This window comes from Gilliamella sp. M0364 (assembly GCF_016100565.1).
In the GTDB taxonomy this organism is placed as follows: Bacteria; Pseudomonadota; Gammaproteobacteria; order Enterobacterales; family Orbaceae; genus Gilliamella; species Gilliamella apis.
In genome coordinates, this window is record NZ_JACFSF010000008.1 from 15,978 (window position 1) to 38,904 (window position 22,927).

General features: G+C 35.9%; 19 protein-coding genes and 1 tRNA gene. 9 read left to right on the plus strand and 11 right to left on the minus strand.

The window, feature by feature from the left end; all coding sequences use genetic code 11:
* The first annotated feature begins 35 nt into the window (after positions 1-35).
* Together H3U96_RS09185 and cysE are read left to right on the plus strand one after the other, a co-directional pair.
* Positions 36-1,268, plus strand: a complete 1,233-nt coding sequence (locus H3U96_RS09185; protein WP_165755218.1) for an oligosaccharide MFS transporter — start codon at positions 36-38, stop codon at positions 1,266-1,268.
* Positions 1,269-1,449: 181 nt separating this feature from the next.
* Positions 1,450-2,211 (plus strand): serine O-acetyltransferase, encoded by a 762-nt coding sequence (cysE, locus tag H3U96_RS09190; protein WP_065579143.1) that lies wholly within the window; start codon positions 1,450-1,452, stop codon positions 2,209-2,211.
* A 59-nt stretch (positions 2,212-2,270) separates the two neighbouring features.
* Here cysE and H3U96_RS09195 read toward each other — a convergent pair whose 3' ends face one another.
* From H3U96_RS09195 to H3U96_RS09220, 6 genes are all read right to left on the minus strand, one after another.
* Positions 2,271-3,107 (minus strand): mechanosensitive ion channel domain-containing protein, encoded by an 837-nt coding sequence (locus H3U96_RS09195; RefSeq protein ID WP_198196383.1) that lies wholly within the window; start codon positions 3,105-3,107, stop codon positions 2,271-2,273.
* 60 nt (positions 3,108-3,167) lie between these two features.
* On the minus strand, positions 3,168-3,755 hold the full coding sequence (gene slmA / locus H3U96_RS09200; RefSeq protein WP_242650638.1) for a nucleoid occlusion factor SlmA: 588 nt from the start codon (positions 3,753-3,755) through the stop codon (positions 3,168-3,170).
* A gap of 2 nt (positions 3,756-3,757) precedes the next feature.
* The gene (dut, locus tag H3U96_RS09205; RefSeq protein ID WP_065579119.1) at positions 3,758-4,216 is read right to left on the minus strand and encodes a dUTP diphosphatase; all 459 of its coding nucleotides are present in this window, start codon (positions 4,214-4,216) and stop codon (positions 3,758-3,760) included.
* Positions 4,200-5,429, minus strand: coding sequence for a bifunctional phosphopantothenoylcysteine decarboxylase/phosphopantothenate--cysteine ligase CoaBC (gene coaBC / locus H3U96_RS09210; protein WP_370545646.1), 1,230 nt, complete (start codon positions 5,427-5,429; stop codon positions 4,200-4,202). Before coaBC ends, dut begins: the two co-directional genes overlap by 17 nt.
* Positions 5,430-5,479: 50 nt before the next feature.
* Positions 5,480-7,141, minus strand: a complete 1,662-nt coding sequence (recN, locus tag H3U96_RS09215) for a DNA repair protein RecN (RefSeq protein ID WP_198196387.1) — start codon at positions 7,139-7,141, stop codon at positions 5,480-5,482.
* Positions 7,142-7,435: 294 nt separating this feature from the next.
* The gene (locus tag H3U96_RS09220; RefSeq protein ID WP_086357116.1) at positions 7,436-8,788 is read right to left on the minus strand and encodes an Nramp family divalent metal transporter; all 1,353 of its coding nucleotides are present in this window, start codon (positions 8,786-8,788) and stop codon (positions 7,436-7,438) included.
* Between the two features lie 366 nt (positions 8,789-9,154).
* On the opposite strand from H3U96_RS09220, the gene H3U96_RS09225 reads away from it, so the two are divergent.
* The 3 genes from H3U96_RS09225 to metF all read left to right on the plus strand — a co-directional run bounded on the left by H3U96_RS09225 (position 9,155) and on the right by metF (position 13,611).
* Positions 9,155-9,706 (plus strand): DUF1440 domain-containing protein, encoded by a 552-nt coding sequence (locus tag H3U96_RS09225; protein ID WP_065579115.1) that lies wholly within the window; start codon positions 9,155-9,157, stop codon positions 9,704-9,706.
* Between the two features lie 646 nt (positions 9,707-10,352).
* Positions 10,353-12,626 (plus strand): 5-methyltetrahydropteroyltriglutamate--homocysteine S-methyltransferase, encoded by a 2,274-nt coding sequence (gene metE, locus H3U96_RS09230; RefSeq protein ID WP_065652048.1) that lies wholly within the window; start codon positions 10,353-10,355, stop codon positions 12,624-12,626.
* A 109-nt stretch (positions 12,627-12,735) separates the two neighbouring features.
* Positions 12,736-13,611 carry a methylenetetrahydrofolate reductase [NAD(P)H] gene (gene metF / locus H3U96_RS09235; RefSeq protein ID WP_198196389.1) on the plus strand — a complete coding sequence of 292 codons (876 nt, stop codon included), beginning with the start codon at positions 12,736-12,738 and terminating at the stop codon, positions 13,609-13,611.
* A 43-nt stretch (positions 13,612-13,654) separates the two neighbouring features.
* On the opposite strand, the gene H3U96_RS09240 is transcribed toward metF, so the two are convergent.
* Positions 13,655-13,731, minus strand: a tRNA-Met gene (locus H3U96_RS09240).
* 219 nt (positions 13,732-13,950) lie between these two features.
* Between H3U96_RS09240 and H3U96_RS09245 the strand changes: the two genes are divergently transcribed.
* Positions 13,951-14,370: a GFA family protein gene (locus tag H3U96_RS09245; RefSeq protein ID WP_065579111.1), complete on the plus strand. Its 420-nt coding sequence runs from the start codon at positions 13,951-13,953 to the stop codon at positions 14,368-14,370.
* Positions 14,371-14,430: 60 nt separating this feature from the next.
* On the opposite strand, the gene carB is transcribed toward H3U96_RS09245, so the two are convergent.
* Positions 14,431-17,646, minus strand: a complete 3,216-nt coding sequence (gene carB / locus H3U96_RS09250; RefSeq protein ID WP_198196398.1) for a carbamoyl-phosphate synthase large subunit — start codon at positions 17,644-17,646, stop codon at positions 14,431-14,433.
* Position 17,647: 1 nt separating this feature from the next.
* Positions 17,648-18,808: a glutamine-hydrolyzing carbamoyl-phosphate synthase small subunit gene (gene carA, locus H3U96_RS09255; protein ID WP_034903504.1), complete on the minus strand. Its 1,161-nt coding sequence runs from the start codon at positions 18,806-18,808 to the stop codon at positions 17,648-17,650.
* A 269-nt stretch (positions 18,809-19,077) separates the two neighbouring features.
* Between carA and argF the strand changes: the two genes are divergently transcribed.
* The gene (gene argF, locus H3U96_RS09260) at positions 19,078-20,085 is read left to right on the plus strand and encodes an ornithine carbamoyltransferase (RefSeq protein WP_198196400.1); all 1,008 of its coding nucleotides are present in this window, start codon (positions 19,078-19,080) and stop codon (positions 20,083-20,085) included.
* Between the two features lie 103 nt (positions 20,086-20,188).
* Entirely contained in the window at positions 20,189-20,686 is a 498-nt protein-coding gene (locus H3U96_RS09265; protein ID WP_034903130.1) for a phosphatidylglycerophosphatase A, read from the plus strand.
* A 64-nt stretch (positions 20,687-20,750) separates the two neighbouring features.
* On the opposite strand, the gene nadK is transcribed toward H3U96_RS09265, so the two are convergent.
* Positions 20,751-21,629, minus strand: a complete 879-nt coding sequence (gene nadK / locus H3U96_RS09270; RefSeq protein WP_198196402.1) for an NAD(+) kinase — start codon at positions 21,627-21,629, stop codon at positions 20,751-20,753.
* A gap of 154 nt (positions 21,630-21,783) precedes the next feature.
* Here nadK and grpE point away from each other — a divergent pair, with 154 nt between their 5' ends.
* The gene (gene grpE, locus H3U96_RS09275) at positions 21,784-22,368 is read left to right on the plus strand and encodes a nucleotide exchange factor GrpE (protein ID WP_086361480.1); all 585 of its coding nucleotides are present in this window, start codon (positions 21,784-21,786) and stop codon (positions 22,366-22,368) included.
* 46 nt (positions 22,369-22,414) lie between these two features.
* On the opposite strand, the gene def is transcribed toward grpE, so the two are convergent.
* Positions 22,415-22,927 (minus strand): peptide deformylase, encoded by a 513-nt coding sequence (gene def, locus H3U96_RS09280; RefSeq protein WP_034903137.1) that lies wholly within the window; start codon positions 22,925-22,927, stop codon positions 22,415-22,417.

Genomic DNA, 22,927 nt, shown 5'->3' on the forward strand with positions numbered 1-22,927 from the left:
TAACCAATAGAAGAGACTAAAAAATGAATATAGATATGATAAAAAATAAAAATTATTGGTTCTCATCAGGCTATCTTATTACCTTTTATGCTGCATGGTCGCTTTGGTGGTCTTTTTATGCGATTTGGCTTAAAAGCAAAATTGGATTATCCGGAGAACAACTAGGGGTTGTGTATGCAGCTAATTCGGCTGCAGCCATGTTTTTTATGATCTTTTACGGTTTCATTCAAGATAAATTACAGATAGGAAAAGCGGTTGTTACTTTTCAAAGTATCATGATGATACTGATTGGCCCTTTTTTGATTTATGTTTATGAACCTCTATTAAGGCAGGATTTTATATTAGGTGTTTGTATCGGAGCACCGGTATTAAGTGCAGGCTTTATATCTGGCAGTGCCTTAATTGACTCATTTATCGAGCGGATAAGTCGCTTATGTAACTTTGAATTTGGCCCAGCAAGATTTTGGGGCTCATTTGGCTATGCTGCTGCGACTCTTGTTGCTGGTCTTTCATTTGGCATTGATCCACATATTAACTTTTGGCTCGCTTCTGGCGTCGCAGCTATCTATTTCATCATCAATTTATTTTTTAAACCTACACAAAAATTATCGGTAAGCAATAACACACCGCAAATAATAGTACCGAAGCCAAATATTCCTACAATCAGTGAAATATTATCACTTTTTGCTCTTCGTAAATTTTGGCTATTTGTTGTCTTTATTATTGGTACTTTCAGTTTTTATACCATTTATGATCAACAGCTATTTCCGAATTTTTACACCAGTTTTTTCGAAAAAGAGGAAACCGGTTATAAAATTTATGGTTATTTAAATTCATTCCAAGTTTTTCTTGAAGCAAGTTGTATGATTATTGCACCTTATTTTATTAATAAATTGGGAGCTAAAAAATCACTATTAGTGGCGGCATTAGTTATGATTTGTCGAATAGGTTTATCAGCAAGCTTAGATAATGTCTATCTAATCTCTTTGGTCAAACTATTTCATGCAATTGAAATTCCACTATTTATTTTGGCAATGTTCAAATATATTGTAGCTAATTTCGATGCCAGACTTTCAGCAACACTTTATTTGGTTGGTTTTAATATTTCATCAAATTTAGGGGTTATTGTGTTGTCAAAACCTGTGGGTAAATTATTTGATAATCATGGTTATTCAACCACTTTTTATATACTAGCTAGTATCGTGCTAATCATTTCATGCATCGCAATATTTACTTTAAGTGATAATAAACAAGCAAATAATCAATAATAATTCAATAATTGAATAGAAATGGGAACTGCGGGTTCCCATTTCACAAATTATCATCTGTTTGTCTATTAAAGCTTGCGTCTATCCATTGTTTGCGAAACAATACTAAATATTATGACTAATGTTTAAATCTATATAGGTATTTGGCGTGAATACAAGCAAAAAATTTGTTAAACCAGCTATGTTGTGGCAAACAATTCGACAAGAAGCATCGAAGCTGGTTGAAAGTGAACCAATGTTAGCGAGTTATTTCCATGCAACGTTACTTAATCATGAAAATCTAGGTAGTGCCTTAAGTTACATTTTAGCCAATAAACTTGCCACCCAAGTTGTACCTGCAATTGAAATCCGCGAGATAGCCAGACAAGCTTATCAGGCTGATGATAATATTATCCATGCCGCCATTACTGATATTCTTGCAGTGTACGTTCGTGACCCAGCCACTAATTACTATTCAACGCCATTGCTCTATTATAAAGGATTCCTTTCATTACAAGCTTATCGAATTGCACACTGGCTTTGGAAACAAGATCGTAAATCTTTAGCAACCTTCTTACAGAGCCAAATTGCCATTGTTTTTGGTGTTGATATTCATCCAGCAGCCCAAATTGGTTGTGGTGTTATGTTTGACCATGCAACAGGTATTGTCATTGGTGAAACGGTAGTCATTGAAAATGATGTCTCTATCCTACAATCAGTCACTTTAGGGGGCACCGGTAAAGAAAATGGCGATCGTCATCCAAAAATTCGTGAAGGCGTTATGATTGGTGCCCATTCGACAATTTTAGGGAATATTGAAATTGGTAAAGGCGCTAAAATTGGTGCCGGTTCAGTAGTTTTAGAGCCAGTACCGGAACATACTACTGTGGCAGGTGTGCCAGCTAAAATCGTTGGTTGCCCTGATTGCGACAAACCAGCATTAAATATGGATCAAGATATCTAACTGCAAAAAGAAGTGTTGTATTCCGTTGCTAACCAGCAACAGAATACAATAATTGAATATTATGATTGAGAGTTTACATTTACATCCATAGTTGGATATGGAATGTTAATACCATTTTCAGTTAAGCCATTTTTAATATTTTCAAGCAATTCAGCTTTAACTGGTCCATAATTGGCATTGAGAGTCCAAACTAAAACATTAAAATTCATCGATGAAGCATCCAATAAATCCAAACGGATAATTGTATCTTTACTGGTTAAGATATTATTTGTTTTATTCACTGCTTGATTTAAAACTTGATAAACCTTTTGAATATCTGAATTATAGCCAACATTAACGACTAAATCTAAACGTCTTTCCGGCAAACGGGTATAGTTAATAATATTGGCACTAACTACTTGGCCATTTGGAATAACGACTACTTCATTTGTTGGGGTGACAATAGTGGTTGAAAAGATTTGAATTGAATCAATATCCCCTTTTTGGTTATTAATAACCACGGTTTCCCCAACTTTAAAAGGACGAAAAATAATTAAGATTACACCAGCAGCAAAATTCGACAACGACCCTTGCAAAGCTAAACCTACCGCCAAGCCTGCCGCACCGATTACCGCAACAATTGAAGCGGTTTGCACACCAAGTTGCCCTAGCACCGCAACTAATGTCATAACTATAATGGCGTAATAAGATAACGAACTAACAAATTTAACTACGGTTGGATCAACATGACGATTGGTTAATATTCTTCTTAATTGGCGAGCAACAAATTTAGCAATGGTTCGGCCAATAAGAAAAATAACAATGGCAAAACAAAAATGAGCTACATAACTCAATACTACCCCATCATATTTTTCTATAAAGAATAGAATTTGATTAGTTATATTTTCAAAATTCATGAAATTATCCTCTGTAACAATAACAGAAATAGTTAGAACGATAATTGTTAGTGAGTCGAATTAAACTAACTGTTTTGCTAATAAAGCCCAACGGGTTTCAAAGTTTGTTGTGGGTAAATACTTAAAACCTGAACGAGAATAACGTGCCATCATTCCTTCACAAAATGCAAGTAACTGACCAGCCAAAATACGTTCATCAGTGGTAAAAGCGATACCTTCACGAATTTTTCTTTCTCGTATGACTTGCTTTATCTGGGTTTCGATTCGTTCAAATAATTGACTAATTCGATCTTGCAATTGCTCTTGCTCAAACATTAAGGCATGCCCAGTCATGATACGAGTCAGACCTGGGTTCTTTTCAGAAAAACCAAGTATTAAGGCTAAAATAAGTTGCAGTCGAACAAAGGTATTCGGTTCATCTTGCATAATAACATTAATACGAGAAAGCAAAATATCTTCAATATAAACAATTAAGCTCTCAAACATTTTCGTCTTACTGGGAAAATGTCGATACAATGCAGCTTCAGAAACACCAACTGTTGCAGCTAATTTAGCCGTTGTGATTCGTTGCGTACCTTCATTAGATTCAAGCATAGTTGCCAATGCTTGGAGTATATCTTCTTTACGATTTTTATTTTTGCTACTCACGATTATTTCTTACCTGAATGCCCAAATCCACCTTCACCGCGTGTTGATTCAACAAAATCATCAACAATATTAAATTCAGCTTGCACGACTGGCACAATAATTAATTGCGCAATTCTATCGCCCGGTTCAATAACAAATGGGGTTTGGCTTCGATTCCAAACTGGCACAAATAATTGACCTTGATAATCAGAATCAATTAAACCAACTAAATTACCAAGAACAATACCATTTTTTGAACCAAGTCCTGAACGAGGTAACACTAATGCAGCTAAGCTAGGATCAGCAATATGCATAGATAAACCAGTTGGAGTTAAAATCGTTTCACCAGGTTTAATTTCGGTAGTTTTATCAAACATTGCTCTTAAATCGATACCAGCTGAACCTTCGGTTGCATAAGTTGGTAGTGGAAACTCATTACCTAAACGTTTATCTAATACTTTAATATCAATTTTTCTTTTCATCATGACTCGCTTTATATCGTGTTATAACTGCTTGAAGTAACTGTTTTGCTAATTGTTGTTTACTGCTTAATGGTAACGTTTGTTCGCCATTTTGCCAATAAAGGGTTAATGCATTTTGATCAGAGTTAAAACCTATATTCTGGTCTGACACATCGTTAGCACAAATTAAATCTAAATTTTTTGTGGTCAATTTTTTAAGGGCATAGGCCTTTACATCATTCGTTTCAGCGGCAAAACCAACGACAAATGGACGGTATTCTTTTAATCCAGCAATACTGGCAACAATATCCGGATTTTTAACTAATTTAATCACAAGCTCATTGCTATCATCAGTTTTTTTAATTTTATTCTTAGCAATAGTCTCAGCCCGATAATCAGCAACAGCGGCACAAGAGATAAAAATCGTAGATTTCTTCGCCAAAACCAATGCCTCATCATACATCTGTTTAGCACTTTTTACATTAATGCGATTAACATTATCAGGTGTTGTTAAATTAACTGGACCGCTAATTAAGTTCACTGTTGCTCCCATTTCGGCCGCCGCTTTTGCAATGGCAAAGCCCATTTTACCAGAACTATAATTACTGATATAACGGACTGGATCAAGCTCTTCAATGGTAGGGCCTGCACTGATAGTAATGGTGGTTCCAGCAAGTTCGGAATTAGCTTGAAAATAGTTATTAATACTTTCAACGATAGTTGTCGGTTCAACCATGCGACCAGGACCAATATCACCACACGCTTGAAAACCCTCATCTGGACCTAAAATTAACGTATTGCGTGATTCTAATGTCGCTAAATTTTGCTGCGTTGCGGCAGCTTTATACATCTGTTGATTCATTGCTGGTGCGATAACAATTTTGGCTGGCGTCGCAAGGCACATCGTCGATAACAGATCATCGGCAATACCATTTGCCATCTTAGCAATAATATTCGCTGTAGCCGGGGCAATTAATACTAAATCAGCCCATTTAGCTAATTCAATATGGCTCATTGAGAGTTCAGCTGTAGGATCGAATAACTCTTTTGATACTGCATTACCAGATACCGCTTGTAACGTCATCGGTGCGACAAAATGACTAGCGGACTCGGTCAATACAACTCGTACTTGCGCACCAGCCTTTTTTAAATGGCGGACAAGATCTGGACATTTATAAGCAGCAATGCCACCCGTTATGCCTAATAAAATATTTTTACCAGATAAGCTCATGATTCTAGCTATCCTCAGTCCAAAATTAAAGTCGTTATTTTACCATAATTAAATTAGATAATAAGTAACTCTTTCGCATTGGCTAATGTTGCATCTGTGATTTTATCACCGCCCAATAACCTAGCTAGTTCATTTAAACGACCATTTTTATCTAATCTTTGCATATCAGTAGCGGTCTGTTTGCCATTGGTTTGTTTACTTACAAAATAGTGTTGATTAGCTTGACCAGCAACTTGTGGCAAATGTGTCACAGTAATAACTTGAGTTGATTCACCAAGTTGTCTTAATAACTGTCCCACCTTAGCGGCAGTAGGCCCGCTAATACCAACATCAATTTCATCAAAAATCAGTGCCGGCGTGTCCATTTTTTGTGCAGTTAAAACTTGTATAGCTAACGCTATACGAGATAATTCACCACCAGATGCGACTTTAGCTAAAGGTTGTGCAATTTGCCCAGCATTGGTACTAACTAAAAAAGATACCTGATCTGCACCATCTTCACTCAAGCGGTTTTCATCGAATGTTATATCAATACTGAAATCACCATTTGGCATAGATAATTCATGCATAGTAGCCGATACTTTTTTAGCTAATGTTTTGCTAGCTGCTAAGCGTTTTTGGTGTAATTTAGTTGCTAATTCTACGGCAATTTGTTGATATTTTTTGATCTGCTCTTTTAACTGTTCACCCTGTTCATCTTGCTGATTAATCTGTTTAAATTCATTAAGTAAACTCTGATGTAATTCAGGTAATGCTTCTGGTGACACATGGTGCTTACGAGCTAAAGCGATCTGTTTTGATATGCGTTGTTCAAGTTGCATCACTCTTGCCGGATCCAACTCTAAACTTTCACTATAATGACGTAATTCATAGCAAGCTTCTTTAATTTGAATAGTAGCTTCTTCTAGCATTGCTGAAACATTATTTAAAGATGGATCTAATCCGGCTAAATCATTAATAATATGTTTAACACTATTAAGCATATTACTCACATTGTACTCATCAGCTTCGTCGAGTAACATTATCGATTGTTGGCTAAGACTAATTAGCTGTTCACTATTGGCTAACTTTTTATATTCTTCATCAATTTGTTGATATTCCCCTTCAATCGGCGAAAATTCATTTAACTCTTTTAACTGATATTGCAATAATTGAATATGTGCATCGCGCTCTTGTTTTGAGGATTGATATTGTTGATAAGCTTGGCTAGCCGTTTTCCATTGCTTATAGGCCTGTTGCATTTGCGATAATAAGTTCGGTTCATGCATATAGTGATTAAGTAATATTTGTTGATAATCACTTTTTAACAAACGCTGATGTTCATGTTGGCCATGAATTTGAATTAGCATCTGTCCTAAATCTTTTAATTGTGAAATCGGTACAGCTCGACCATTAATAAATGCTTTAGAACGCCCATCTTGATTGATGACTCGTCGTAAAATACAGTCATTACCTTCATCAAGTTGATTTTCAGTTAACCATGCATATGCCGCTGGTGTGTCATCAAGGACAAAACTAGCTGAAATATCTACTCGTTCCGCACCATTACGAATAGCAGAGGCATCTGAACGATTACCTAAACATAATCCTAAGGCATCAATCGCAATCGATTTACCGGCCCCAGTTTCCCCTGTAATTGCGGTCATCCCTGTTGTAAAATCAACTAACAACTGATCGACAATAGCAAAATTATTAATAGTAAGTTGAGTTATCATAATAATTAAATAAACACATGTAGCTGATTAAAATTAGTACGAGTATATCAACAAAAACACTGTAAATAAATACAGCTTTTTAAATAAAATTACGATTTAATTTTATTATTTTAACTAGAATTACGTTGCTATCTAGATTTTACCTAGCTTTTAAAACGGATCCTTTTGCTTAATAACTGAGCAAATCAATAAAGGTGTGTCATCAATTGAAAAGAAAAATCTGAACCATTGATAACAACTGAATCAATGGTTTTGATCAATCATTAGTTGATACATAAGTTGATATATAGTTAGTTAATATAATGAACTAATCACTTCATAAATTAGTTGTAAATTTAATATCACTAACGAAATAGTTGCTATCCAGCCTAGAATAATAGTTAACTTACTGTTAACAAACTCCTGCATAATTTTTTTATTTGAAGTGACCCAAATTAAAGGCACCATGGATATCGGTAAAGCGATGCTCAAAAATACTTGAGTATAAATTAATAAATTTTCGACAATATTTTCTTTATCTCCCCAAATATAAATACATAAAATAACCGGAGTCACCGCCAATCCACGACTAATTATTCGTCTTGCCCAAAGAGGAATTGATAAATTGATAAATCCCTCCATAACGATTTGCCCCGTCAATGTACCAGTAATTGTTGCATTTTGACCGGATGCCAGTAATGCCACAGCAAATAATGTTGCCATAATCGAACTGGCTACCGGGCCAACCATATGTGGATCTTTCAAAGCATCATATAGCTGTGTAAATCGACCAAGATCATCGGGATTATTGCCGTAAAAAAGGGCGGCACCAAGAATCAATAATAGACAATTGATGATGAACGAAAAGGATAACTGTATATTGGAATCAATGGTGGCATATTTAATTGCATCTTTTAGGCTGGTTCGATTCTTTCTGTCATATTTTCTGGTTTGAACGATTGAAGAGTGTAGATATAAATTATGTGGCATAACAGTCGCACCAACAATACCTAATGCTATAACTAATGCTGAATCATGCCCTTTAATTGAGGCAGTAAAAATATCTGTTCGAGGAATAAAGCCATTAATAATGTCACTGAATTCTGGAGATGCCCTTAACACTTCATAAGTGAAGATAATAAATATTGTCGCAATTAAACAAAAAACGATAGCTTCTATTTTTCTAAAACCAAAACGCATTAGAATTAACAAAATAACTACATCAAATACCGTTAATAAAACCCCAATTAATAATGGAATATCAAACAAAAGATTCAAGGCAACGGCACTACCAATCACCTCGGCAATTTCTGTGGCAATAATCGCTAATTCAGTTGATATCCATAAGCAAAATGCTACCTTTCTACCCACCATTGATTTAGTTGCTTGTGCAAGATCCATGCCGGTGACTACGCCAATCTTGACACACATGGCCTGTAATAACATGGCTATCAAGCTAGAAATTAATATCACTGATAGCAACAAATAACTATAAAGCGCACCGCCTTGAATTGAGGTGATCCAATTACCGGGATCCATATAACCAACCGCTACTAAAGCCCCCGGACCAGAAAAAGCCCACAGTTTTCGAAAAAAACTCGCATTCGGATCGGGAATATGAACAGTATTATTGATCTCTTCTAAACTTACTGTGGATATTTTCAACATAATCAAAACCTCAAAATTGATATATTGCCATTATACATGATAATGAGAATCATTATCAATTAAAATAATCATTTTAGGTGTTTTTAAAAATTATGATCGGGATAATGTGTATTATTTAGATTTAAAAGCGTATATTATTTAACCGTAATTAGTCTATAAATCGGTATGTCGGCATCTATCCATTATGACTGATTAAAGCTATATTAGTCCACCCCAAAAGTAATGCTGAGCAAACAAATTTTGTTTTAAACGAATATACAATAAAACGTCCTACCCAATTTAGGTAGAACTTAGATAGAACACAATTTATTTATATTATTGGCTATTTAATTTCAATTCTATTAAATATAGTAAGGAATAACTTCAATGTTTGGAAATAAAACAAATCGTCAAATTATCATCTGGACAACAATTATTGGTGGTTTTATCAGTTCATTAGTCAAATGGGGATCTGAAGTTAATATGCCTCCTCGAGTTCCCGGTGAAATTTCGCCACCAGCGGCACATATTGATGCTTGGCTTGGTTGGTTAGGCATTAATTCTCATTCTCTTGATTATATTTATCAAGGAACCAATGTTTTGGGTGCAGTCACGCTTTATCATTGGTTATTCAGTTTCGCTTTTGCTTTTGTTTATGTATTTATTGCTTATTTTTGGAATAAAATCCGACTTTGGTATGGGGCATTTTATGGATTAATTATTACCGTTGTCATGCACGGATTTTTTATTCCTTTATTAGGTTTCCGCCATCCTGCTTACGCACCAGAAGGAACAATTGGTTGGTTGTGGAATTTAAATGGCTATGAATTATGGAGTGAAATTTTAGGCCATATTTATTGGGGTGTTTCTATCGAGATCTGTATGATTGCAGTACTAGCGCACTTTTCCAGACCAATCCGAGGCGAATGGCGAAAATAAATATTGTTTACTCCCCTTCTATCCCAATCAAGGTAGGAGGGTTTTGAATCTTAACTATAAAAATTAATTATTAATCATTTTTGTAAAATATTTAGATTAATCTTCTCTACTCTCTCCGCATTTATATCATTAAGTTGTCGCTCAACCCGGTGCGATCGACGAGCTTCCTTTGTCTTTTCCACCATGAAATTATTTACCGGAATAAAAATTATAACCGCAAACAATAGTCCAACCGCAGTATAATCAAACCAATGTTTACGTGACTTAAATAGGCAATAGAGAATATTGACAATACAGTTAAACAAGAAAAAAACCATAATAAAAAAGTTCAAAATCGACTGAACCGTCATAACACCGCTATGGTCATTACCTAATGATGGACAGATCAATGAAAGTTCAAGAAAGTAAATTAAATAAAGAATAATACACATAGTAACTATTACTGATCATGATCTAGAATTTCTTCTTATCCTATATCCATTTAGTAAATAAATATACTTAATTTTGGGTTAACTGAAAATGCTAGATTATTTTGATATAGTTAAAAGCTATATCAATCGATAAAAAACTGGAATTATTTAATAGCAATTTTTTTTGTTATCTTTTTAGCTACTAAAGAATTGCGATGAAATGAAAGGAAAATAAAATGAATACTGCTGTTATTGGATATCCACGTGTTGGTAAGCTACGTGAATTAAAATTTGCTACCGAAGCTTATTTTAAAGGAAATAAAACTCAAGCGGAGCTATTAAGTGAAGCAAAAGCGCTACGTGCAGAACATTTAAATCAACAAGCTGCTCAAAAAATAGCATTTATATCATCAAATGACTTCTCATTTTATGATGCAGTTCTAGACACAGCATGTTTACTAAATGTTGTACCAAAACGTTATCAAGATTTAGGTTTACCTGAACTCGATCGTTATTTTGCTATGGCGCGTGGTTATCAAGGCGATAAAGGTGATGTTCGTGCATTAGCTATGAAAAAATGGTTCAATACCAATTATCACTATCTTGTTCCTGAAATCGAAGATTCACTAGAAATAAAAATTGCCAGTAGCAAACCATTTGATGAATACCAAGAAGCCAAAGAACTCGGCATTCAAACGAAACCGGTTATCATTGGTGCTTTAACCTTTTTCAAATTAGCTCAATACTTAGGTAGAAAGCAATTAGTTGATTTTAAAGCTGATATTATTAAAGCTTATCAAGAAATCATTCAAAAATTCACTGCTCTTGGCGCTAATTGGATTCAAATTGACGAGCCAATTTTAGTGACTGATCTTAGTCAACAAGATATCGAGTTATTTAACGAAATTTATCAAGCTATTTTATCTGTTAAAGGTAAAACGAAAGTCGTATTACAAACTTATTTTGGTGATGTACGTGACTGTTATAAAGAACTGGTTGCATTACCTTTTGATGGTGTTGGTCTTGATTTTGTTGAAGGTAAACAAACTTTAGCCTTACTTGAAAATAATGGCTTCCCTGCTGAAAAAGTATTATTTGCAGGTGTCGTTAATGGTAAAAATATTTGGAAAAATGATTACAAAAAAACCTTAACTTTATTAGCTAAAATTAAACAAAAAGCGGCAAACGTTGTGGTGAATACTTCATGCTCATTATTGCATGTACCTTATACATTACAAAATGAGACTAAATTAACTATTCAACAACGTGCTTATTTTGCTTTCGCTCAAGAAAAACTACAAGAGCTTGCTGAATTAGGCCAATTACTTAATGAAGCAAATCCAGATAATAATGCCGCTTATAAAGCGAACCAAACACTCTTTACCCGTGAGCGTGAAGGAGCTAACCAAACAGTTCGTCAAAAAGTAGCAGCACTGAAAGAGTCTGATTTTACTCGTTTACCTGAGTTTTCAGTACGTGAAGCTGAGCAGAAAAAAGCCTTTAATCTGCCATTATTACCGACTACAACAATTGGTTCATTCCCACAAACCCCAGATGTTCGTTTAAATCGAGCTAAATTTAAAAAGGGTGAAATTTGTTTAAATGAATATACCGAATTTAATAAACAAAAAATTGCTGAATGTATCAAACTGCAAGAAGAGATCGGTATTGATGTATTAGTTCACGGTGAATTTGAACGTAATGACATGGTGGAATACTTCGGTGAAAGCTTAAACGGATTCGTATTTACTGAAAAAGCCTGGGTACAATCTTATGGTACACGTTGCGTTAAGCCACCAATTGTTTGGGGTGATATTTCCCGTTCTAAACCAATTACGGTTGAATATTCAAAATATGCGCAAAGTTTAACTGATAAACCAGTTAAAGGCATGTTAACCGGCCCTGTGACTATCTTAAACTGGTCATTCCCACGTGAAGATATCTCACAAAAAGAATCGGTATTCCAAATTGGGTTAGCGATCAGTGATGAAGTATTAGATCTTGAAGCTGCTGGCATTAAAGTCATCCAAATTGACGAAGCGGCATTAAAAGAAAAATTACCATTACGTAAAGCGGATTGGAATAGTGAATATCTAGATTGGGCAATTCCAGCATTTAGATTGGTTCACAGCAAAGTACAAGCTGATACCCAAATTCATACTCATATGTGTTATAGCGAATTTGCTGACATCATCAAAGATATTGATGCGATGGATGCCGATGTTATTTCATTTGAAGCATCACGCTCAAATCTACAATTAATTGATGTGCTTAAAGCAAATAACTTTAAAACAGAAGTTGGACCTGGCGTATATGACATCCACTCACCACGTGTACCACCAGTTGCGGAAATCAAAGCAACTATTGAAAAATTAGTGGCTAAAATTGATAAGCAAAAATTGTGGATTAATCCAGATTGTGGTTTAAAAACTCGCGGTGAAAAAGAAGTAGTTGAAAGCTTAGAACACCTAGTTCAAGCAACCTTAGAAGTGAGAAAGACTCTTAATTAACACTGTTTTTTATAAAGTTAATTAGCTTTGTCTGTCTTAATTACCGCCGCCTTTATAGGCGGCGGTAATGTCAGTAGAGTAAAAAAGATAGCAAGAATGGATGGTTCCAATGAAAACAAATTTATTATTTAACCAAAAAACAGTATTTTCCTTTGAGGTTTTTCCACCTAAAAAAACGTCACCATTAGAGACAATTTATAGCACATTACGCGAATTAGGTTATTTTAAACCTGACTTTATTAGTGTCACTTATGGTGCCGGTGGAAGTTTGAATGGCCAAACTACAATTGATATTGCACATTCGGTTAAACATACTTATGGTATTGAAAGTGTCGCACATTTACCGGGGATCAACTTCGACAAAGCCGAAATGCTAAAAATTCTTCACGACCTCAAATGTGCCGGAATTGATAATGTATTAGCATTACGTGGTGATATCAGCCCCAATGTACCACCAAAAGATGATTTTCGTTTTGCTAGCGAATTAGTCACCTTTATTAAAGAAAACGGCGATTTTAACGTAATTGGTGCCTGTTATCCGGAAGGACATCTTGAAGCAACGACGCTTAAACAAGATTTAATCCATCTAAAAGAGAAAGTAAATGCCGGTACCGATCAGCTAATTTCACAACTATTTTTTGATAATGATTATTTTTATGCTTTTTTAGATAAAGCACATGATATGGGCATTAACGTCCCGATTGAAGCGGGAATTATGCCAGTAACGAATAAAAATCAAATTGAACGTATGGTTTCAATGTGTGGTGTTAATCTACCTAAGAAATTTAAGCAAATGATGGAAAAATATGAACATCATCCGGATGCATTTCGTGATGCAGGTATTGCTTATGCTATCGATCAGATTGTTGATTTAGTCTCACAAAATGTTGATGGTATCCATTTATACACAATGAACAATAGTTACATTGCTAGACGTATTAGCGAAGCGGTATCAACATTACTTGCTGTGCCAAAATCAGCGTAATTATTTAGTTGTTTGTAAGAATATGAGAAAGGTTTGGTAGAATTGGTTGCGGGGGCTGGATTTGAACCAACGACCTTCGGGTTATGAGCCCGACGAGCTACCAAGCTGCTCCACCCCGCGTCAAAGAGGTGGCTATATTATATCAATAAAATAATAAAGCAATACCTTACTAGTCTAACTGTCCTTTTTTTACACATTCCTTAACAAATAAAGACAATTTATATACTAGACGGTATACACTCCTCAATATTTTTTACAACCAAACTTATTCTAGTTGATTATTCATTATGCTAATATTTAACCAATTAGCAAAATCATTAATTGGAAAAAGGAAAAAATATGTCTACTCAATATCATGGATCTTGTTTATGCGGAAAAGTAAAATTAGCGGTTCCGTTTGCTAATACGGATTTTAGTGCATGCCATTGCCAAACTTGTCGTAAATGGAGTGCTGGACCTTTAATGACTTTAGCGCACAGTGGTGATTTAACGATAGAAGGACAAGAGAACGTTACCCATTTTAACTCATCACAATGGGCGGAAAGAGCATTTTGTAAAGAGTGTGGCTCTCATCTTTATTATCATTTAAAAGGTACGCAAAATTATTATATTGCTGCTTGGATCTTTGACGATATTAAGGATTTAAAATTCACGGCTGAAGTCTTTATTGATAAAAAACCAACTTGCTATGCGTTTGCTAATCAGACTCACAAATTAACTGAAGCAGATATTTTAGCAATGGCTGAAGGAAAGGCTTAAAAAATAAATTATAATTTAATCTATTTATAAAAAAAGACGAGCTATAGCTCGTCTTTTTGTTTATTGATAAAGTGCCTGTAACGGTATCACACTATCAGCAGGATCGTAATCCAGAGCTGCTGTCGTAGCATAAGCTGCATTCATAGTCGTATCGTAATGGACTTTATATTGGATAGCACTACGGCGTAGGATTTTAGATGCTTCAATAGCTGCACGACCTGAGGTTGTGTTAAGAATATAACTGTACTCGCCATTTTTAATATGATCATGAATATTTGGCCGACCTTCATTCTCCTTTTTGACAATTTGGCAGGCAATTCCTGCTTGTTGCAATGCTTTTGCCGTGCCAAGTGTGGCATCAATGCTAAATCCATGAGCGATTAATCGTTTAGCAACTTCTAATAGACGTGGTTTATCTTGTTCACGAATAGAAAGTAATGCTTTGCCAGATTTTTTCATGTTAGATAAACTACCAAGTTGTGCTTTAGCAAAAGCTTCGGCAAACGTTTTACCAATTCCCATGACTTCACCGGTTGAGCGCATTTCAGGGCCTAAAATAGGATCGACACCACTAAACTTATTAAATGGTAATACCACTTCTTTAACTGAGTAATAAGGAGGCAGCACTTCTTTAGTCACATTCTGTTGTGCCAGCGATTTTCCTGTCATCACCCGAGCTGCAATTTTGGCCAATGGTAACCCTGTGGCTTTCGAGACAAAAGGTACCGTTCGTGCAGCTCGAGGATTAATTTCAATCAGATAAACTTGACTATCTTTGACTGCAAACTGTCCATTCATTAAACCTTTTACGTTTAGCTCGAATGCTAACTGTTTAGCTTGTTTACGCAGTTCAGCTAGAATTTCAGGACTTAATGTATACGTTGGTAGCGAACAAGCGGAATCGCCAGAGTGAATACCAGCTTGTTCAATATGTTCCATAATGCCACCAATAACGATTTGCTCGCCATCGGCAATCACATCAATATCCACCTCGATTGCATCATCTAAAAAGTGATCAAGTAGTACAGGCGCATTATTTGACTCACTCACCGCAGTTTTAAAATAACGGCGTAAATCTTGTTCATTGTAAACAATTTCCATTGCTCGTCCGCCTAATACGTAAGATGGGCGCACCACGAGTGGATAACCGATTTGTTCTGCCTTGATTACCGCTTCATCAATATCGGTTACAGTGGTATTAACGGGCTGTTTTAACTTTAATTTATCGACTACTTCTTGAAAGCGTTTGCGATCTTCGGCTCTGTCTATGGCATCAGGTGAAGTACCAATAATTGGAATTCCTGCAGCTTCAAGAGCTCGCGCCAATTTCAGCGGAGTTTGTCCACCATACTGTACTATCACGCCATTAGGTTTTTCAACGTGGGCAATTTCAAGCACATCTTCAAGGGTAACCGGCTCAAAATAGAGTCTATCGGAAGTATCGTAATCGGTTGAAACCGTTTCGGGATTACAATTTACCATAATGGTTTCAAAACCATCTTCACGTAAAGCCAATGCTGCATGCACACAGCAGTAATCAAATTCAATGCCTTGACCAATTCGATTAGGCCCACCGCCCAAAATCATAATCTTTTTACGATTAAATTGTGGGTTGGCCTCACACTCTTGTTCATATGTTGAGTAAAGATAGGCTGTATCGGTTGAAAACTCGGCTGCACAGGTATCCACACGTTTATAAACTGGGTGAATATCATATTGTACGCGCAGATCTCGCACGGCTTGTTCTTGAGTATTAAGTAGTTTAGCAATACGAAGATCCGAAAAGCCTTTACGTTTAAGTTGCCATAATGACTCTTGATCAAGATCATTAATGGTTTGTTGCTTTAAGCGGTTTTCTATTTGCACTAATTCTTCTATTTGCACTAAGAACCAACGATCAATATGGGTTAATAAAAAGATTTCATCCAGCGTGAAACCAGCACGAAACGCATCAGCTAGATACCAAATACGCTCACTACCCGCTTCCTGTAATTCATAACGAATTTTAGTTAGATTCTTTTCATCACTATAATTATCGATTTTTTCGTCCAATCCACTGGCGCCAACTTCTAAACCTCGTAGTGCTTTTTGCATGGATTCTTGGAATGTTCGGCCAATGGCCATCACTTCACCAACTGATTTCATTTGAGTTGTTAAGCGATCATTACAGCCAGCAAATTTTTCAAAATTAAACCGTGGAATCTTAGTAACGACATAATCGATAGAAGGTTCGAAAGAAGCAGGGGTTTTTCCACCAGTAATATCATTGCAGAGTTCATCAAGTGTATAGCCAACCGCTAATTTAGCCGCGATTTTAGCAATAGGAAAACCGGTTGCTTTAGATGCTAACGCTGAAGAACGAGATACCCGAGGATTCATCTCAATCACAATTAATCGACCTGTTTTTGGATCAACCGAAAATTGTACGTTTGAACCACCAGTTTCAACGCCAATCTCACGTAATACCGCAATTGAAGCATTACGCATAATTTGATACTCTTTATCTGTTAAGGTTTGTGCCGGTGCAACCGTGATTGAATCGCCAGTATGGATCCCCATAGGATCGAAATTTTCAATCGAACAAACAATAATACAATTATCGTTTTTATCCCGCACGACCTCCATTTCATACTCTTTCCAGCCAATCAATGACTCGTCGATCAGTAGTTCATTGGTTGGGGATAAATCAAGTCCACGAGTACAGATTTCTTCAAACTCTTCTTGATTATAAGCGATGCCACCGCCGGTTCCCCCCATTGTAAAAGAAGGACGAATAATACAAGGAAATCCGACTTGTTCTAGTACCGCATAAGCTTCTGTTAATGAGTGAGCAATACCAGAACGAGCTGTATCAAGACCAATTTTTTTCATCGCCTGATCAAAGCGTTTGCGATCTTCCGCTTTATCAATCGCATCGGCAGTAGCACCGATCATTTCAACATTAAACTCTTTTAATACACCCTGTTTTTCAAGCTCTAATGCACAATTTAATGCCGTTTGCCCCCCCATTGTCGGTAAAATGGCATCAGGTCGCTCTTTCTCAATAATTTTACGCACACATGTCCAGTGGATAGGCTCAATATAGGTAGCATCAGCCATTTCTGAATCGGTCATAATGGTTGCCGGATTCGAGTTAACTAAAATGACTCGATAGCCCTCTTCACGTAATGCTTTACATGCCTGAGCACCGGAATAATCAAATTCACAAGCTTGACCGATAACGATTGGGCCTGCGCCAATAATTAGAATACTTTTAATATCTGTTCGCTTAGCCATGTTATTGCTCCTGCTTATAAATTTTAATTAATTCAATAAAGTGATCGAAAAGTGGCGCAGCATCATGAGGCCCAGGACTTGCCTCTGGATGGCCCTGAAAACTAAATGCTGGTTTTTGATTGTGATGAATACCTTGTAATGAACCATCGAATAACGATTTATGTGTAGCTCGTAAATGAGCCGGTAAAGTAATTTCGTCGACAGCAAAGCCATGATTTTGCGCTGTAATCATTACCCTATTATTTTCCAGATCTTTAACTGGATGGTTACCACCATGGTGACCAAATTTCATTTTGATAGTTTTAGCACCACAGGCTAGTGCTAACAGTTGGTGCCCCAAACAGATACCAAAAACTGGAATATCGGTAGTCAGAAACTGCTTAATCGCTTCAATGGCATAAGTACAAGGCGCCGGATCTCCTGGACCATTTGATAAAAAGATACCATCCGGATTCAGTGCCAGCACTTCATTTGCTGGCGTTTTAGCGGGAACAACAGTTAACTTACATCCACGCGCAACTAACATCCGTAAAATATTTTGTTTAACACCAAAGTCATAAGCAACAACATGATAAGGTAATTCACTTTCTGCTTTTGGAGTTGGATGCTCTTGTTGAATTGTCCATATACTGCTGGTCCATGTATAACTTTTACTGCACGTCACATCTTGAGCCAGATCTAAACCACTTAAACCCTTATATTCTACTGCCTGCTGTTTGGCATTTTCTGCTTTATCAAGTAAGGTCTGTTTATCATTTGCGGTAATAATCACGCCATGTTGTGCCCCTTTTTCACGTAAAATACGTGTTAAACGACGTGTATCAATATCAGCAATCGCAATCACATTATGTTTTTTTAAATAACTTGAAAGATCCATTTCGCTACGATAATTACTTGCGATTAATGGTAAATCTCGAATAATCAATCCTTTTGCATAAACTTGTGTTGATTCATCATCAGCACTATTGGTACCAACATTACCAATATGCGGATAAGTTAATGTCACTATTTGTTCACAGTATGAAGGATCGGTAAGAATTTCTTGATACCCTGTCATAGAAGTATTAAACACAACTTCACCAACAGTTTGACCATCAGCACCAATTGATTTACCAATAAATTGCGAACCATCTTGTAAAATAAGGAGGGCATAAGTTTGCATGATTAAACAACCTTTTGATTAAATAATCAATAATTATGAATAAAAATTCAATTAATTATTTTCTAAAGAGACAATATTTAGTCATTTTATTATAATTTTTTAAACAAAAAAAGCGATATTATAAAAAATAATTAAACAATAAAGTCTAATTTTTTAGACTATTTCATAATTTAAAACTAATATCACATAAATATGAAATGTTTAACTTGAAATTGCATAATTATTCAAATAGAATCTTAATAATTTTTTACGGCTATTAGGAGCTCTGTATGCACGGTTTTTATCAACGTCATTTTTTACGTTTACTTGACTTTACTCCAGCAGAAATTAATCAATTAATTAATCTAGCTATTGAATTAAAAAAAGCCAAAAAACAAGGTACTGAAAAACAACATTTAGTTGGTAAAAATATTGCGCTTATTTTTGAAAAAGACTCAACTCGTACTCGCTGTGCATTTGAAGTCGGTGCATTTGATCAAGGAGCACAAGTTACCTATTTAGGACCAAGCGGTAGCCAGATTGGACACAAAGAATCAATCGCCGATACCGCTCGAGTATTAGGCAGAATGTATGATGGTATTGAATACCGTGGCTATGGGCAAGAAATTGTTGAAACCTTAGCTAAATATTCTGGTGTTCCGGTTTGGAATGGTTTAACCACTGAAGCTCATCCAACCCAAATTTTAGCTGATTTTATGACCATGCAAGAACATATTGGTGAGCGAGCATTAAGCAGTGTTAAATTTGCTTATTTAGGTGATGCTCGTAATAACATGGGTAACTCATTAATGGAAGGTGCAGCACTTATGGGCATGGAAATTCGTTTAGTGGCTCCTAAAGCTTGTCAGCCAGAAGCAGAATTGGTACAAAAATGCCAAGAAATAGCCAAAACCACTGGCGCAAAAATCATTTTAACGGAAGATGTTGCTAATGGTGTTAAAGATGTGGATTTTCTATATACCGATGTATGGGTATCGATGGGCGAACCAAAAGAAGTTTGGGACGAACGAGTCAAATTATTAACTCCATATCAAGTAAATCAGGAAGTCATCAATTTAACTGGTAATCCAGAAGTCAAATTTATGCACTGTTTACCGGCATTTCATGATATGAATACCACTGTTGGCAAACAAATGGCTGCTCAGTATGGTTTAAAAAATGGTTTAGAAGTCACTGATGAAGTCTTTGAATCTAAATATAGCATCGTTTTTGATGAAGCTGAAAACCGCTTGCATACGATTAAAGCAGTAATGGTTGCAACGTTAGCTAAAGACTAATAATATATTTGATTATCATCATTGCTTGCTTAGCTTAACTTGGCTAAGCAACGTTTTGCCGACTTAAAGTCGGCATTATTTTATCTAAAAGACCTTTAACATAATGACAAAACAAGAGCGAAATAAAGACTTTAAAAAATATGTCCAATTAACGAATCCTATCCATTTACTCGCGGTGGGTTTAGGGTCTGGTATGTCACCTATTATGCCCGGTACGATGGGATCGGCAATGGCAATACCACTTTGGTTGCTATTTAATGGTTTGCAACCGTATTTATATTGGGTGTTAATTGTTGTCGCTTTTATTTTTGGTTGTTTTTTATGTCAAAAAACGTCGGATGATACCCATACTCATGATTCAGGCCATATTGTCTGGGATGAATTTGTCGGTATGTGGATAACTTTATTTTTTATTCCACAGATTTCGATTTTATGGGTAACGATTGCGTTTGTCGCATTTAGAATCTTTGATATGGCCAAACCTTGGCCAATCCGTTGGTTTGATAAACGCGTACCAGGGGGATTTGGCATTATGGTTGATGATGTGATCGCGGCAATTTTCTCATCATTATCGGTTTATCTGTTAACCTTTATCATTTAAAGATAAATCTATCTTTAAATGATAATTTCAATATGAAAATAAGGGTTACTTTGCATAGCAACCCTTAAAACATTTTTTGTGACCAACCTAACTTACTCGATAAATTATTAAAATAATCATAGTCTTTAGTATGGATTAGATTAAATTCATAATTGGAGCGACGGATTATCACATCTTGGGTTGGCCTAACCGGTAAAATAATTTGGCTATCACAAGCAATATTAAGATCCAAAGCGGTAGTTGGAAATTTAAGATGAATCGGATCATCACTCTTAATCACTAAAGGTCTAACTGCCAAAGAGTGTGGAAACATTGGTGTAATAATTAACGCATCTAAATGTGGTGCAAGAATTGGACCACCGGCCGATAGTGAGTACGCGGTAGAACCGGTCGGTGTGGCAATAATTAAACCATCAGCACGCTGCGAAAATGCATTACGCTCATTGATATAGACATCATAATCGATCATATGAGCAACCGTATTGGGGGTAACCACTATTTCATTTACCGCAAAACCAGAATTAATTAACTGACCATCACTATAGATTGATACTTCTAGCAAAAATCGAGGATCATCATCATATTCACCTTTGATAACTGGGGTTAATTGTTCGATGACATGATCATGAGAAATATCGGTTAAAAAACCTAAATTACCTCGATTCACCCCAATTACTTTGATTTTATAGTGTGATAAGTGACGCGCAGAACGTAACATATTGCCGTCACCGCCCACCACAATGGCTAAATCTGCTTGTTCACCAATAGTATCGAGAGACGCATAGACATTGCTAGGTAATTTAATATATTGCGCTAATCGATCTTCTACTAAAACATCAATACCTAAGTTAACTAGCCAATCATAAAGTACCTGATGAGTTTCTATCGCATCTAATTTACGTGGAATCCCAACCAAACCAATACATTTAAATGGTCTACCCATAATATATCCTTGTTCATTTTTAACTTAAGTATCATTATTTTTTAGTTATCAATTAAAAAACACGATATCATCTTATCGTTAAACTTGTAATAATAAAATTTGTCCCCATAATAACTGTTATTCACTAAGTTTTCGACTAAATTTGGAGTACCGTATGACAGAACAAGAGAACAAAATGTCAGAAAATGAAACAAACATTGAAACCCCAGCTGAGCAAAGTACTGAAGAGCAAACCCCATCACAACCAAGTGTTGAAGATCAGTTAAAGGCTAAAGATGCTCGCATTAGCGAACTTGAACAAGCACTGCAACTTGCTAAGAAAAACGAGAGTGAAGCAATGATTCGTGCTCGTGCTGAAATTGATAATGTACGCAAACGTGTTGAACAAGATGTTGATAAAGCACGTAAATTTGCTCTTGAAAAATTTTCAAATGAACTTTTACCGGTGATTGATAATCTTGAGCGGGCATTAGAATCTACCGATAAAAATAATCCTGAACATAAAGCAACGGTAGAAGGATTAGAGTTAACTCTTAAATCATTTTTAGATACGGTCAAAAAATTTGGTATTGAAGTTATCAATACAGCTGATTCACAGCTAAATCCTGATCTGCATCAAGCAATTAGTATGGTTGAATCACCAGAACATCAATCAGGACAAATTGTTAATACTATTCAAAAAGGCTATACACTTAATGGCCGATTAATTCGACCAGCAATGGTGATTGTAGCTAAATAACGTTAGGCTATATAGTAAAAACCGCCAAAATAGCTGGCGGTTTTTACTATCGATTCTTTTGCTCTTCACGAGCTAGTTTTTTCATCTTTTGTTCAATACGTTGCCGCTTTAATGGCGAGAGATAATCAACAAACAGTTTACCTTTTAAATGATCCATTTCATGCTGAATACAGATAGCTAACAGTTCATCAGCATCGATTTCGTAAGGATTACCATTACGATCTAACGCTTTAATCTTGATTTTTTCTGATCTTGGCACAAATCCACGGCAGTCAGGTATCGATAAGCATCCTTCTTCAATGCCTGTTTCACCCTCTTGACTAATCACTTCAGGATTAATAATCACATAAAGTTGGCTTTTATCTTCTGACACGTCAATCACAATAATTTGCTCATGCACATCAACTTGCGTTGCAGCAAGCCCAATGCCATGTTCAGCGTACATGGTTTCAACCATATTATCGATAATTTCTTGTAGCTCAGGTGTAAAATTAGAGACAGGCTTAGCAACTTTGCGAAGTCGTTCGTCTGGGAAACGTAATACCGGTAAAATAGCCAT

What these genes read in the sequence shown, in the direction of transcription:
- dut (WP_065579119.1), bottom strand. Translation starts at nt 4,216, where the DNA reads ATGAAAAGAAAAATTGATATTAAAGTATTAGATAAACGTTTAGGTAAT.
- def (WP_034903137.1), bottom strand. Translation starts at nt 22,927, where the DNA reads ATGGCTATTTTACCGGTATTACGTTTCCCAGACGAACGACTTCGCAAA.
- metE (WP_065652048.1), top strand. Translation starts at nt 10,353, where the DNA reads ATGAATACTGCTGTTATTGGATATCCACGTGTTGGTAAGCTACGTGAA.
- H3U96_RS09245 (WP_065579111.1), top strand. Translation starts at nt 13,951, where the DNA reads ATGTCTACTCAATATCATGGATCTTGTTTATGCGGAAAAGTAAAATTA.
- metF (WP_198196389.1), top strand. Translation starts at nt 12,736, where the DNA reads ATGAAAACAAATTTATTATTTAACCAAAAAACAGTATTTTCCTTTGAG.
- H3U96_RS09225 (WP_065579115.1), top strand. Translation starts at nt 9,155, where the DNA reads ATGTTTGGAAATAAAACAAATCGTCAAATTATCATCTGGACAACAATT.
- grpE (WP_086361480.1), top strand. Translation starts at nt 21,784, where the DNA reads ATGACAGAACAAGAGAACAAAATGTCAGAAAATGAAACAAACATTGAA.
- nadK (WP_198196402.1), bottom strand. Translation starts at nt 21,629, where the DNA reads ATGGGTAGACCATTTAAATGTATTGGTTTGGTTGGGATTCCACGTAAA.
- cysE (WP_065579143.1), top strand. Translation starts at nt 1,450, where the DNA reads ATGTTGTGGCAAACAATTCGACAAGAAGCATCGAAGCTGGTTGAAAGT.
- carB (WP_198196398.1), bottom strand. Translation starts at nt 17,646, where the DNA reads ATGGCTAAGCGAACAGATATTAAAAGTATTCTAATTATTGGCGCAGGC.
- H3U96_RS09220 (WP_086357116.1), bottom strand. Translation starts at nt 8,788, where the DNA reads ATGTTGAAAATATCCACAGTAAGTTTAGAAGAGATCAATAATACTGTT.
- H3U96_RS09185 (WP_165755218.1), top strand. Translation starts at nt 36, where the DNA reads ATGATAAAAAATAAAAATTATTGGTTCTCATCAGGCTATCTTATTACC.
- recN (WP_198196387.1), bottom strand. Translation starts at nt 7,141, where the DNA reads ATGATAACTCAACTTACTATTAATAATTTTGCTATTGTCGATCAGTTG.
- H3U96_RS09195 (WP_198196383.1), bottom strand. Translation starts at nt 3,107, where the DNA reads ATGAATTTTGAAAATATAACTAATCAAATTCTATTCTTTATAGAAAAA.
- carA (WP_034903504.1), bottom strand. Translation starts at nt 18,808, where the DNA reads ATGCAAACTTATGCCCTCCTTATTTTACAAGATGGTTCGCAATTTATT.
- H3U96_RS09265 (WP_034903130.1), top strand. Translation starts at nt 20,189, where the DNA reads ATGACAAAACAAGAGCGAAATAAAGACTTTAAAAAATATGTCCAATTA.
- argF (WP_198196400.1), top strand. Translation starts at nt 19,078, where the DNA reads ATGCACGGTTTTTATCAACGTCATTTTTTACGTTTACTTGACTTTACT.